General features: G+C 65.0%; 12 protein-coding genes. 4 read left to right on the top strand and 8 right to left on the bottom strand.

Annotation, left to right across the window (positions count from 1 at the left end):
* The first annotated feature begins 324 nt into the window (after positions 1 to 324).
* A complete protein-coding gene (gene betT / locus DOM45_RS00185; protein ID WP_110597504.1) occupies positions 325 to 2388 on the top strand; it encodes a choline BCCT transporter BetT in 2064 nt (687 codons plus the stop codon).
* 82 nt (positions 2389 to 2470) lie between these two features.
* Here betT and DOM45_RS00180 read toward each other — a convergent pair whose 3' ends face one another.
* The gene (locus DOM45_RS00180) at positions 2471 to 3325 is read right to left on the bottom strand and encodes an ATP-grasp domain-containing protein (protein ID WP_110597503.1); all 855 of its coding nucleotides are present in this window, start codon (positions 3323 to 3325) and stop codon (positions 2471 to 2473) included.
* A gap of 192 nt (positions 3326 to 3517) precedes the next feature.
* Between DOM45_RS00180 and DOM45_RS00175 the strand changes: the two genes are divergently transcribed.
* Positions 3518 to 5143 (top strand): sodium:solute symporter family protein, encoded by a 1626-nt coding sequence (locus tag DOM45_RS00175; protein WP_110597502.1) that lies wholly within the window; start codon positions 3518 to 3520, stop codon positions 5141 to 5143.
* Positions 5136 to 5720: a hypothetical protein gene (locus DOM45_RS00170; protein WP_110597501.1), complete on the top strand. Its 585-nt coding sequence runs from the start codon at positions 5136 to 5138 to the stop codon at positions 5718 to 5720. Before DOM45_RS00175 ends, DOM45_RS00170 begins: the two co-directional genes overlap by 8 nt.
* Here DOM45_RS00170 and DOM45_RS00165 read toward each other — a convergent pair.
* The 3 genes from DOM45_RS00165 to DOM45_RS00155 all read right to left on the bottom strand — a co-directional run bounded on the left by DOM45_RS00165 (position 5717) and on the right by DOM45_RS00155 (position 8841).
* Positions 5717 to 6691, bottom strand: a complete 975-nt coding sequence (locus DOM45_RS00165; RefSeq protein WP_110597500.1) for a sugar kinase — start codon at positions 6689 to 6691, stop codon at positions 5717 to 5719. The genes DOM45_RS00170 and DOM45_RS00165 overlap by 4 nt on opposite strands.
* A 105-nt stretch (positions 6692 to 6796) precedes the next feature.
* Positions 6797 to 7711, bottom strand: coding sequence for a nuclease-related domain-containing protein (locus DOM45_RS00160; protein ID WP_110597499.1), 915 nt, complete (start codon positions 7709 to 7711; stop codon positions 6797 to 6799).
* A gap of 44 nt (positions 7712 to 7755) precedes the next feature.
* Positions 7756 to 8841 (bottom strand): diguanylate cyclase, encoded by a 1086-nt coding sequence (locus DOM45_RS00155; protein ID WP_110597498.1) that lies wholly within the window; start codon positions 8839 to 8841, stop codon positions 7756 to 7758.
* A gap of 85 nt (positions 8842 to 8926) precedes the next feature.
* On the opposite strand from DOM45_RS00155, the gene DOM45_RS00150 reads away from it, so the two are divergent.
* Positions 8927 to 9820 (top strand): NAD-dependent protein deacetylase, encoded by an 894-nt coding sequence (locus DOM45_RS00150; RefSeq protein ID WP_110597497.1) that lies wholly within the window; start codon positions 8927 to 8929, stop codon positions 9818 to 9820.
* Between the two features lie 22 nt (positions 9821 to 9842).
* On the opposite strand, the gene DOM45_RS00145 is transcribed toward DOM45_RS00150, so the two are convergent.
* The 4 genes from DOM45_RS00145 to DOM45_RS00130 form a co-directional block, all read right to left on the bottom strand.
* Entirely contained in the window at positions 9843 to 10835 is a 993-nt protein-coding gene (locus DOM45_RS00145) for an aldo/keto reductase (protein ID WP_110597496.1), read from the bottom strand.
* An 87-nt stretch (positions 10836 to 10922) separates the two neighbouring features.
* A complete protein-coding gene (locus DOM45_RS00140) occupies positions 10923 to 11342 on the bottom strand; it encodes a YbaY family lipoprotein (RefSeq protein ID WP_110597495.1) in 420 nt (139 codons plus the stop codon).
* 103 nt (positions 11343 to 11445) lie between these two features.
* Positions 11446 to 11820: a translation initiation factor Sui1 gene (locus tag DOM45_RS00135; protein WP_110597494.1), complete on the bottom strand. Its 375-nt coding sequence runs from the start codon at positions 11818 to 11820 to the stop codon at positions 11446 to 11448.
* Positions 11821 to 11985: 165 nt separating this feature from the next.
* Positions 11986 to 12666 carry an HAD family hydrolase gene (locus DOM45_RS00130; protein ID WP_110597493.1) on the bottom strand — a complete coding sequence of 227 codons (681 nt, stop codon included), beginning with the start codon at positions 12664 to 12666 and terminating at the stop codon, positions 11986 to 11988.
* Positions 12667 to 12831 lie beyond the last annotated feature (165 nt).

Below are 12831 nucleotides of genomic sequence, written 5' to 3'. Positions count from 1 at the left end.
TGAGCCATATTTCAGACGCCAGCCGGCATCGCCAGGCTGGCAAAAACGCGCGACGCGTGGGCCGGCGGTTCCACGACCTGACGCCGGGATCGGCAGATGACAGCCAAGCGTCAGGGCTACGGAGTGGGTCGAGTCTTCCGTTGAACACATGGCTGGATTCAACGACTGAAGTCGACTTAACTCAACTCGAGGTCAGATGACCTCGCGGCGGGAACACGGGAACGAGCCAAGGGTCTCAAACGCCCTGCGCCTCTACAGGTCATGTCAGCCGCCAGGGGCGTCGCTGCTCGTCAACGCAAACTATCTGACCATGATGGGAGCCGCATGAGCACAAGCCCCGATAATAATTCCACGACCCAGGACAGACTGAATCCAGTCGTCTTCTATGGGTCGGTCATCGGCATCGTCGCCTTTTCGCTGTGGGCGATGATCGCTACCGAGCAAGCGAATGGCATCATCAACGCGCTGCTGGGCTGGATCTCCAACACTTTCGGCTGGTACTACTTTCTCACAGTCGTCATCTACCTTGCCTTCGTGGTGTTCGTGGGCTTTTCCCGCTTCGGCAAGATTCGTCTCGGGCCGGAGCATTCGAGGCCGGATTTCAATATCTTCTCCTGGTCGGCGATGCTGTTCTCCGCCGGTATCGGCATCGGGGTCATCTTCTTCGCCCTGGCGGAACCGCTGACCCAGTTCTACAACGCGCCCAACGCGCCGAGCGACCAGGTGGCGGCCGCCCGTCACGCGATGCAACTGACTTTCCTCCACTGGGGGCTTTCGGGCTGGGGGATCTACACCCTGGTGGGCATGTCGCTGGCGTTCTTCAGCTATCGACACAACCTGCCGCTGACCATCAGTAGCGCGCTCTATCCCATCTTCGGCAAGAAGATCTACGGCCCCATCGGTCACGTGGTGGACATCGCCGCCGTACTGGGCACGGTGTTCGGTATCGCTGCCAGTCTCGGCATCGGCGTCATCCAGCTCAACTACGGGCTGAACTTCATGTTCGGCATCGCGGAAAGTGCCTGGACCCAGACCATCCTGGTACTGCTGATCGTGCTGTTCGCGACGATCTCCGCGGTGACCGGTGTCGAGAAGGGGATTCGTCGCCTTTCCGAGTTCAACATTCTGCTGGCGATCGCGCTGCTGCTGTTCGTGCTGTTTGCCGGCAAGACGGTGTTCCTGCTCAATGCGCTGGTGATGAACATCGGCGACTACCTCTCCGGCTTCATCTCGATGTCGTTCGATACCTATGCCTTCGATCAGCCGACGGACTGGCTCAACGCCTGGACGCTGTTCTTCTGGGCATGGTGGATCGCCTGGGGCCCGTTCGTCGGTCTGTTCCTGGCGCGGATTTCGCGTGGCCGCACCATCAGAACCTTCGTGGCCGGCACCCTGACGCTGCCGATCGCCTTCATGATGATCTGGATGTCGATCCTGGGTAACAGTGCCCTCGACATGGCGATGAATGGCGCGACGGACTTCGGCGAGCAGGTCATGAATACGCCGCCGGCGGGTATCTATCTGTTCCTGCAGGAGTATCCGTTCCCGGTCTTCTCGACCATCGCGGTCAGCATCCTGGCGATCGTGTTCTTCGTCACCTCCGGTGACTCGGGCGCCCTGGTACTGTCGAACTTCACCTCCAAGCTGAAGGACGTCAACAGCGACGCGCCGATCTGGATGCGCATCCTCTGGTCGGCGGTGATCGGGGTGCTGACCCTGTCACTGCTGCTGGCCGGTGGCCTGTCGACGCTGCAGAGCGCGGTGGTCATCACCGGGCTGCCCTTCTCGATCGTGCTGTTCTTCATGATCGCGGGGCTCTACAAGGCGCTGAAGGTCGAGGCGTTCAAGGAGGACAGTCACCGCCTCAGCCTGTCCGGCTCGCTGTCGGGACGCATGTCCGCCGGCGGGCGCGATCGCGCTCACGACTGGAAGACCCGGCTCAAGCGTGCCATGTCGTTCCCCAATCGCCAGCAGGCCCAGCAGTTCCTGGAAGAGACCGGGCGGCCGGCAATGGAGGCGGTGCGCGAGGAGCTGATGAAGCAGGGCGTCGAGGTCGACATCAGCACTGGCACGCAGAACGATGACGACTACCTGTCGCTCTACGTCGATCTCGGCAGCGAGCAGAACTTCGCCTACCAGATCTGGACGCACCCGTTTTCGACGCCGTCCTTCGCCATGCGGACACCGCGTAGCAGCAGTCGGTACTATCGTCTGGAGGTGTATCTGCTGGAAGGTAGCCAGGGCTACGACCTGATGGGCTACACCCGCGAGCAGGTCATCGATGACATCCTTGACCAGTACGAGCGCCACCTGCAGTTCCTGCACCTCAATCGGGAAGAGCCGGGCAGCATCAACATGCCTGACAGTCCGGAACAGCCGCCGGGCTGAGATCGCCCGGCTTCTCGCTGACCACGACCCCGGCCATCTGGCCGGGGTCTTTTTTGTGCCCGCCATCCCTGGCGATCGTCATTCAGACCATCGCTGGCGCGACGTCAAGAAGCCCTTCCGGAAAGCCCTCGATCGGCTCCGCCGCGATACCGGCGTCGTTCGCGGCGGGCGTTCCCTGGCTGCGGTTGAGCCATTCCAGGATGGCCGTGGCCGTCGTCCTGCCGGGGTCGGCGATGCCCTGGGTGCCGAACAGGCGGTTGAACTCGAACAGGAAGGGGTGATCCCCGACCATGGCAACGTCGAACCCGGCGTGATCGACGCCCAGTCTGGCGGCCACACGCTGGACCAGCGCCAGCACGGAAGGGGGGATGTCGTCGTGATCGATCGTGCCGCCCTGGGCGACGTTGGCGCGATATCCCCCCGCCGGTGTCACCCGCCAGTAACTGGCGAGGATCCGATCGCCGATCAGGACGATGCGCAGGTCCCGGTCGATGGGAAGGAGGGTCTGGGCGTACAGCACCTCCTGGGACGCGGCCAGCGTTTCGAGTTCGCGTCGCCTCTCGATCAGGTGCACGCCCTGGCCACGGGCGCTGCGGATCTCCTTGACGATCATCGGGTAGCCGACTTCCGCCTCGGCGATATCGATACCGTGGCAGGTGCTGGCCTGAATCGTCGTCCGCGGGAGGTTGTCCGGGCAGATGGCCTGGAAGGCGCGGGTCTGCTCCACCTTGTCGTGGCCCAGGTAGTAGGTGGCAGGCGACGGGAAGATGCGCTTGTGCATCGCATGCAGCAGCGTGCTGACCTGCCAGTAGCTGGGAAACAGCAGCCAGTCGGCGGCCTGGATCTCGTCGAGATGTTCGAACATGCGCTCGGGCTTGATGTAGCGAACGCCGGGGATGTGCAGGGTGCGAGAAACGTCGAAGGAGATCAGACGCATCGGATGCCTCTTGAAATACCAGCCCGCTGGTGGGAGGGAGAAAAAAGCGCGCTATCATCGGGCCGTTTGGGGGGCTTGGCAAGTCCTTCGCGACCGGGCGATGGGAACAATCCCCCGCCGCCGGCGCCGGGGTGACATATCAACGACGTGCTACGCTCATTTTTGTCGATAACAAAAAAGCGAGGACGGGATGTGGGCGCTTTCACTTGGTGGGATACCGCGGTTCTGATCGTCTACGTGGTGGGCATTGCCTGGGTGGGCGCCCGCTTCGGCAAGGATCAGGAGAGCACGCAGGACTATTTTCTCGGTGGCCGCAAGATTCCCGGCTGGGCCATCGGCCTGTCGGTGATGGCGACCCAGGCCAGCGCGATCACCTTCATCGGCGCACCCGGCTGGGGGTTCGAGGGCGGCCTGGAGCGCCTGGCGACCTTCATCAACGTGCCGCTGGCGATGGCGGTTCTGATTCTGGTGCTGGTACCGATCTTCCATCGAGCCGGCATCTACAGCATCTACGAGCTGCTCGAGCGTCGCTTCGGGGCGCTGACCCGATCGCTGGCGGCGCTGCTGTTCCTGGTCGCGCGCGGCCTCGCCACGGGCGTGGTGCTCTACGCACCGGCGCTGGTGCTCTCGGTCGTCACCGGTTGGGACGTCAACCTGACCATCGTGCTGATGGCGGTGATCGCGGTGAGCTATACCGTGCTCGGCGGCATCAGCGCGGTGATCTGGACCGACGTGATCCAGATGTTCGTGCTGTGGCTGGGCGCGATCCTGAGCATGGTGCTGATGGTCTCGAGCCTGCCCGGCGGTTGGGGCGACGTGTTCGCCTACGGCGCCGCCAACGGCATGTTCGACACCATCGATTTGTCGCTCGATCCCACCGTGACCTACTCGCTATGGGCGGGGCTGATCGGCGGCGTGGTCATGCACGTGGCCTATTTCGGCACCGACCAGAGCCAGATCCAGCGGGTATTGACCAGCCCCTCGATCGCCGAGGGGCAGCGCTCGCTGCTGATCGGTGGTTACCTGCTGGTGCCGCAGATGCTGCTGTTCCTGTTCATCGGCGTGATGCTCGCCGCCTACTACCAGCAGCACGGCCTCACCGCGCCGGAGAACCTGAACGAGCTGTTCCCGCGCTACGTGGTCAACGCCTTTCCCGTCGGGGTGACCGGGCTGGTGATCGCCGGGGTCTTCGCAGCCGCCATGTCGAGCCTGGATTCCGCGCTCAACTCGTTGTCCGCGGTGACGGTGCGCGATTTCTACGCCCGCTACGTCAGGCCCGATGCCGACGAGAAGCACTACCTCAAGGCGTCGCGCTGGGCGACCATCTTCTGGGGGCTCTACGCCACCGCGTTCGCGTTCTTCGCCGGTAATCTCGGCCCGGTCATCGAAGCCGTCAACCGCATCGGTTCCTGGTTCTACGGCGCGCTGCTGGGAACCTTCCTGCTGGCCGTGCTCAGCCATCGCAGCAACGGCAGAGGGGCGGTCAGCGGGATCATCGTCGGCATGGCGGCGGTATGGGCCGTCTCCCAGACCGATGTCTCCTGGCTCTACCAGAATTTCGTCGGGCTGATCGTCTCGGTCGTGGTCGGCTATGCGGTGAGTTTGACCGCGCCGGCGCCGTCGGCCGTGCAGCTCTCGGACGTGGTGATCGACGAGACCGCGCCCGACATGCAGGCGATCCTCAAGGGACGTAGCGAAGGTGCCGCCGAGATCGGTCGCGATGCGCGCCTGACACGGCGTCGCTGCATCGGCCTGGTCGTGTGGTTCTTCGTGTCGCTGGCCGCACTGGCGCTGCTGCAGGGGTGGGCCAATGGCTGATCGCGAAGGCGAGCGGCGGATGATGGCGGTGGATAAGACGGCGCCGGCGTCGAGGCTGCCTCGGCGGCTGGGCGCCGTCGCCGCCGAGCCGAGGCTGCGGCGCTACGGTGCCGAACGGTTCGAACCGGCGTGGTTGTCGCTGTGGGCAGTGGCGATCGGTCGCGAGACGGGGCCACCAATGGCCTGGCTGCTGGCGGCCGACAATCTGCCGAGAGCCATGCTGATGGCGGGGGAGTTGCCCCTCCATTCGGCGGACCACGACGGCGTGCTGGCCCTCGAAGGCGGTCGACCGCCGACGCTATCGCAGTTCGAGCGCTGGTGGCTATGGGAGCGACTGGCCCGGCCGCGCCGCTGGTCGCTGCGGGTTCAGCCCGCGACGTTGCGAGCGGTCGAATTCCCGCTGTGGCTGGGGTATTCGCCAGGGCGTCGCCATGCCCGGCTGATCGTTCTCAGCGGCCTCTCCGGCGAGGCGCTGGGAGCACTCAAGCCGGCGGTGCTGGCCGGACTTCGCCACCGAGCGCGCGCCGAGGCCGCCAGCGGTCCGGCGGCGCGGGACGACGAGCGCGTTCCCGGCTAGCGGGCGTCGCCGCCGCGCTCCATGGCGACCAGCTGCTCCCGGTTGGGCAGGCCCTCCATGTCGCCGATCACCTGAACCTGGCGGGCGCCGATCAAGTTGCCGCGATGCAGCGCCGCGTGCCAGTCCAGCCCGTCCAGATAGGCGCTGACGATGCCCACCGCGAAGCCGTCGCCGGCACCGACGGTGTCGACGACCTGCTCGACGGGTGAGCCGTCGACGGTGCCCTCGCTGTCGGCGGTGCGGAAGTAGCTACCCTCCGGGCCGAGCTTGATCACCACCGCCCTGGCGCCGCGGTCGAGGTAGTCGCCGGCGATGTCGTAGGCCGTCTCGCGGCCGGTCAGCAGGCGGCCTTCGCTCAGACCTGGCATGACGATGTCGGCCTCGGCGGCGAGCGCATTGAGGGTTTCGATCATGACCGCTTCGCTGGGCCACAGGCTGGGGCGCAGGTTGGGATCGAACGAGACCGACAACCCGTCGCGGCGGGCCTGTCGCAGCAGATGAAAGGAGAGCTCGCGCGCCGATTCGGAAATGGCGGGCGGGATGCCGGTGGCGTGGAGGTGGCGGGCCGCTTCCAACTCGACATCGCTGGCGTCGGCGATGCTCAGGTGGCTGGCGGCGCTACCCCGGCGGACGTACTCGACGTGAGGGTCGGCGCCGTCGACGGCACGCTCCTTGAAGATCAATCCGGTGGCATTCGCTGCATCACGTCGAACATGCCGGCAGTCGAGACCTTCGGCCTCCAGTGCCCGCTGCAGGAAGGTGCCGTTGTGATCCGCGCCGACCCGGCTGAGCCAGCGCACGTCGAAGCCCAGCCTCGAGAGTCCGATCGCGACATTGGTATCGGCGCCGGCGGTGCGGCGATGAAATCTCGTCACCTGGTCGAGCGGACCTTGATCGTCGGCGATGAACATCGCCATCGCCTCGCCAAAGGTCAGGACATCGTAGGCGGTGCGGGAATCGGAACGGGGCATGGCGTCTCCTGTTGGGTGCAAGCACGCTTCGTCAAGAACGTGATGTGGAAAAAGAGTGGGAAGATGGCGTCCGGGAAGCCGGCGCGAAACGTCGCCCCGGCGATGTCACTGGCTTGGAGGCTTGTTCACGCCGCACTGGTGGCGCCGGTTCAGGATCTCCACCAGGTGCTGGCGCTGGGCGTCGTCGATCGCTTCGCCCTGGGCCGTACCCAACTGGGTGGCAAGATCGACGCCATCGACCACCCGGACGTCGCGGCTGTCGCCGAGATGCTCGGTTTCGTCATCGATCTCCCAGCCGGGCAGCACCAGGATGCCACTCACCGGCACGCTCAACTTGGCGTGACGAGCCAGCCACTGACGCAACCAGACCGTCGAAAGCCGGACCTTGCGCAGGACCTGGCGCTCGTTCCAGCCGCGAAAGCGCAGGCGTTCGCTCTCCACCGAGACGGTATTGATGGGGCGGCCCTCGAGATCGAGCGGGAATTCGCGGGCCACCGTCTGGATCACGAACACCCCCTGCGGCGTCACCAGCACGTTGTCGATGGTGTAGGAGTCGGCGGGGAAGTCGTGGAACACGAAGTAGGGCTTGGCCAGCGGGCGAATCAGGTGATCCAGCGCCTGGCCCACCGCCAGTTCACAGGCGAGGCTGCGGGTCAGGCGGCGCACTCGCTGCACGTCGCGCAGGATCAAAAAGCAGAACAGCATCGCCAGCAGGGTGCTGACCACGCCGTACAGCGACCACTCCAGCCAGCTCTGCTCCTCGGCGAACAGCATCCGGCCCATGCCGTAGACCAGCGGCATCAGGGTGAGCGTCGGCGCCAGCGTGGCGTCGAGGAAGAACACCATGCGGGCCTTTTCCAGCCGGTCCCGGTGGGCCTGGGCAATTTCACGAATCGGCTTGCCGTCGTGCGGGGAGCGGAGACCGACGGTCTGCACGTCGCGCAGGGTGATCGCCACCAGCGCGGCGGCGCCCAGCGGGGCGAGAAAGATCAGCGGCAGCACGTACTCCAACCAGGCCATGAGCGGTTGTCCTTGCAGTGGCGTGGGCGGGAAGAGGCTCCATTCTAGCCGAGGTCGAGCGTGGTCTGCGATGTTGGAACGCCGTCGACGCAGATCCGGTTGCGTCCGGCATGCTTGGCCGCGTAGAGCGCCTGATCTGCCTGCAGCAGCCACTGTTCGTGGTTCATCATCAGCGGGCTCTTGGCGGCCACGCCGATACTGCAGGTGGGCATCCTGAGAAGCGGCGGCGGTGGCGGGTAGCGCCCCAGCCGTTGCTGGAAATGCTGAAGCCTGGCCATGGCCTGCTCCAGGGTGGTCGACGGCATCAGCAGGCCGAACTCCTCGCCACCGTACCGGCCGAGCAGCACGTCATCGCCGAACGACTGGCGCAGCAGAGCCGCCAGCGTACGCAGTGTCTGGTCGCCGATGCCGTGACCATGTTCGTCGTTGATGCGCTTGAAGTGGTCGAGGTCGAGCAGCGCGATGGTGGCGGGCGAATCGGTTGGCAGGTGGGTCGCCACCTGGCCCTCCCAGAAGCGGCGGTTGAACAGCCCGGTCAAGCCGTCGGCGCGGCTCAGCTCCATCAGCGTCGTCTTCTGGCGGTTGAGCTTGCGAGCCTGGAGATAGGTGATGTAGCCGATCGCGAGGGGATAGATGATGATCATCGGCAGGCTGCAGAGCAGCACGGTCGACGACGGGACGACGTTGGGGAAACCCGGCACGATCACCCACATGCCGATCGCCGCACCGGCGGCCAGCAGAGCGAAACCCCGCAGCAGCATGCGTATCCCGCCAACCGCGATATTGTCGAGGCTGATCATCGTCAACACCACCACGGAGGGAAGTACATTGAAATGCATGGCCGCCGTCCAGAAACCGCCCAGCAGACTGTCGGCGCCGAGATTCCAGCGTTCGGCATGATAGGGTGAGGCGTGATACCTCGCCCGCCAATAGGCGAGATGGGACCAGAACAGGATCTGCAGGGCCCACAGCGTCCAGACCCAGGGCGGGGTCGGCAATTCGTGGAGCGCGCTGCCAATACACAGCCCGCCAATCAGGAGACCCAGGGTCCGTGGTGCGTAGATCCGTCTAGCGAGACGGATGCCTCTCAAACGCTTTTCGACCACAGGATCCAGAGGCGTATCGGGCATATCGGAAGCCACCGGCGTTCAGGACGCCTATGTTGTGTTCATGAATGGTAGCTTTCATATCTAACATCGATCGGTGGAAAACAGTATGCCCAACGACTCAATTCCGGACGTCGCGGCGCTGGCCGATTTCGTCGAGCGCCATCCGCGGCTGTTCGTGCTGACGGGTGCCGGTGTCAGCACCGACTCCGGTATTCCCGACTATCGCGATGCGCGGGGCGACTGGAAACGGCCGCCGCCGGTCAGCCATCAGGCGTTCATGGCGAGTCATGGCGTGCGCCAGCGCTACTGGGCGCGCAGTCTGGTCGGCTTTCGTGCCCTCGCCGGGGCTCATCCGGGTCAGGCGCACCGGGCGTTGGCGACGCTGGAGGAGCAGTCGCGGATCACTTCGCTGGTGACCCAGAACGTCGATGGTCTGCATCAGCGCGCCGGTGCCCGCCGCGTCATCGACCTGCACGGCCAGGCCGACGTGGTAAAGTGCATGCGCTGCGACGCGACGATGATGCGCCATGCGCTCCATGATGAGCTGGCCCGCCTCAACCCGCAGTGGTTGTCGCTGCCCGCGGAGGTGGGGCCGGACGGCGACGCCGATCTCGACGGCCACGATTTTTCGACCTTCCAGGTACCCGGTTGCCATCGTTGTCATGTCGGCATTCTCAAGCCGGACGTGGTGTTCTTTGGCGACAACGTCCCCAAGCCACGGGTCGAACGGGCCTTGGCTGCCCTCGAGGCGGCGGCGGGGATGCTGGTGATCGGATCGTCGTTGATGGTCTATTCCGGGTTCCGCTTCGCTCGTCGGGCGGCTAGGGACGGCAAGCCGATGGCCTGCGTCAATCTCGGCGTCACCCGGGCCGACGAGCTGTTCGCGCTCAAGATCGCGGCGCCGATCGGGCCGACGCTGATGGCACTGGTCGATGCACTGGAACGGCGGCGGGGTGGCATGATTCCGGAACGAGAGAACCCGGCCTCGGCCGGGTTCTGATATCGCAGGTGGTATCGGACGTTCACTGGCGCGTCGGTGGTGCCATGAATTCCGGGCCCACCGGATCCTTCACCTGTTTCGACAGAATCGCGTCGATATCCGCCATGTCCTCCTCGCTCAGCTGCCAGCCGGTAATGTCGCCCAGCGGATCGACCTGGTCCGGCTTGCGTGCGCCCCACAGCGCGACGACGTTGGGCGAACGATCCAGGATCCAGCGCACCGCCAGTGCCAGCACGCTCTTGTCGTGGCGGGTGCGAGCCAGCTCCGTCAGCGCGTCGACGGCGGCCAGATACTGGGCAAAGCGCGGTGGCTGGAACTTGGGATCCTTGTTGCGCAGATCGTCGCCGCTGAAGCGGTAGTCCGAGTGCATCTTGCCGGTGAGCAGCCCCCGACAGAGCGCGCCGTAGGTCAGCAGCGTCAGGTCGTTGTTCTCTGCGTAAGGCAGGATCTCGCCGTCGATGTCGCGCTCGAACAGGTTATAGGGCGGCTGCAGCGTATGTAGCGGCGCCGAGCGGCGAAAGATGTCGCACTGCTCGGGGGAGAAGTTGCTCACGCCGATCGCCCGGATCTTGCCTTCGCGGTGGAAGCGCGCCATCGCCGTGGCGGTCTCCTCGAGGTCGACCAGTGGATCCGGCCAGTGAATCTGGTAGAGATCGATATGATCGGTTCGCAGTCGCCGCAGCGAGTCGTCGAGCTCCTTCTCCAGGCGTTTGGCGGTGGCGTTGCGGGCCAGGGTGTTGTCGTCGTACCACTCGAGACCGGCCTTGGTCGCCAGCACCAGCTTATCGCGCTGGTCCGACTGGGCAACCGCCTTGCCGACGACCTCCTCCGAATGGCCGAAGCCGTACGCCGGAGCGGTATCGATCAGGTTGACGCCCCGGTCGATGGCGGCGTGGATGGTACGAATCGCGTTGGGGTCGTCGGTGCCGCCCCACATGCGTCCACCCATGGCCCAGGTGCCGAGGCCGATGCGCGAGGTGACGATGTCCGTGCCCGGTAATGTCAGTGTTTCCATCCTGCCCTCCTTGGTGGCGAAGCGAAGCCCTACAGAGTGAGGCGCCAGCCCGACCGCCACAAGCCGTACCTTCGGTGGGTGGTCTCTTCAGTGCGTCGGTGCCGCGCCGGTGGTCGTGACCGGAATATCGGGCTCGGCGGCGTCACCGTCGCCGAATACCGAGACCGGTTCGGGATTCAGGTAGAGAATACGGTCGTCGTCGCGAATCTGCGCGCTGAGACGATAGAGATCGTCGTGATCGATCGCCTCGGCTGCGTACTGCAGCGTGACCGGAATCGGCAGTCGCCCCAGCTGTTCGTAGCGACTGCTGGCCAGGACGTCGCCGGTGGAGATGTCCTTCAGCTGAACCTCCAGTACCGCGGATTCGGGCAACGTGACCGGCTTGTCGGCAACCACGCGAGCCGCCAGCGTGTCGAACTGGGGGCCGCTGGCGCAGCCTGCCAGCATCCCGAGTGCCAGTGCGGCAGTGCCGAGTCGGAGCGAGCGTGAAGCGTTGAACGAGAACATCGAATCCCCTCGAAGATTGAGCGTTGAAGCGCGCGATAAGGGTGTGACAAGGGAACACGGCCTAAATTCCACGCGCCGGACAAGGTGCGGGAGTCCCTCGGGCTCACCCCCCGGCGAGCTTGACCTTGTAGCCTCGCGATTCCAGCTCGCGCTTGAGTACGTCGCGATGGTCGCCCTGGATCTCGATCACCCCATCCTTGATCGCACCGCCCGTCCCGCAGCGTTTCTTGAGCGTCTTGGCCAGCATCTTCAGCGCTTCGCTGTCCAGCGGCACGCCTTGAATCGTCGTCACACCCTTGCCCTTGCGGCCGCTGGTCTCGCGCCGGATACGAACGATGCCGTCGAGCGCGGCGATCCGTTCGGCCTCCTCCCGGGCCCGGCATTCGCACTCGGCGACAGGCCGACGGCAGTCGGGACAGGTCTCGCCATGTTCGGTCGAATAGACCAGGCCACGCAGTTGATCCTGTAACGAAGGCATGGGAACTCCGATAAGACGTGAAAAACACATGATAACGCGGCCATCCGGCCGGTAACGAGCGATCCGAAACGATCGCGGCCCGAGCCATGGGCTCGGGCCGCGATCATCGCCGTAGGCGGTGGAACCTCCAGTAGTGGCCGTCGCCGAGTGCGCTCGGTCGAGCCGCTAGAGGTTGCCGACCGCGAGGGCCGGGATCAACTTGTCGATCACCGCCGGCAATTCGCGCATGTCGCGAATTTCGATGGCCTCTGACGGGGAGGGCTCGAGGTCGGGGAAGCGATTGATATGGACGACCCGCATGCCCGCGGCCAGCGCGGCGCGGACGCCCACCTGGGCATCGTCGATCACGATGCAGTCGGCGGGTTCGAAGCCCATGTCGCGGCCGGCATGCAGGAACAGGCCCGGTGCCGGCTTCCAGCTGCCCACGGTGTAGGCGCTGTAGATATGATCGCCGAAGAAGCCACGCAATCCGGTGCTGTCCAGCGCTCGCCGAATCTTGGCCTCGGGCCCGTTGGAGGCGACACAGCGCGGCAGGGCTCCGAGCGCGTCGAGCGCTTCCGGTACGCCAGCGATGGGCACGAGCTCGTCGACCATGCGCTCGTGCATCTCCTGGCGCATCGCCGTCTCGATTCGCTGGCGAACGGAATCCTCGAGGCGTCCGTGCAGTCGTTCCAGATGGGAGACGATGCTGGCGAAACGCGCGCCACGAAATTCCGTCAGATAGTCATTGGGCTGGAAGGGTAGGCCCGCCTGATTGAGATACTTCGCCATGATCTCGGCGAGGAGGGGTTCGCTGTCGACCAGAGTGCCGTCGCAATCGAAAAGCAGGCAGAGGGGATCGGGCATGGTGGGTCGCCTCGAGGGCGCTGTCAGTGGATGTGACGCCGGCCTTGGGTGAAACTGGCCGCTGCGGTTGACTCCAGTTCTCTGATTATCGGCCCCGTGATCGAAGACTGTAGGATTACGGAACACTGTTTTTAATCTATCTTGCAACTTTAGTCGCCCCGGCTG

Origin of the sequence: Salinicola lusitanus (assembly GCF_003206045.1) — a bacterium.
Taxonomy (GTDB): domain Bacteria; phylum Pseudomonadota; class Gammaproteobacteria; order Pseudomonadales; family Halomonadaceae; genus Salinicola; species Salinicola lusitanus.
This window is presented reverse-complemented; position numbering and strand designations above follow the sequence as displayed.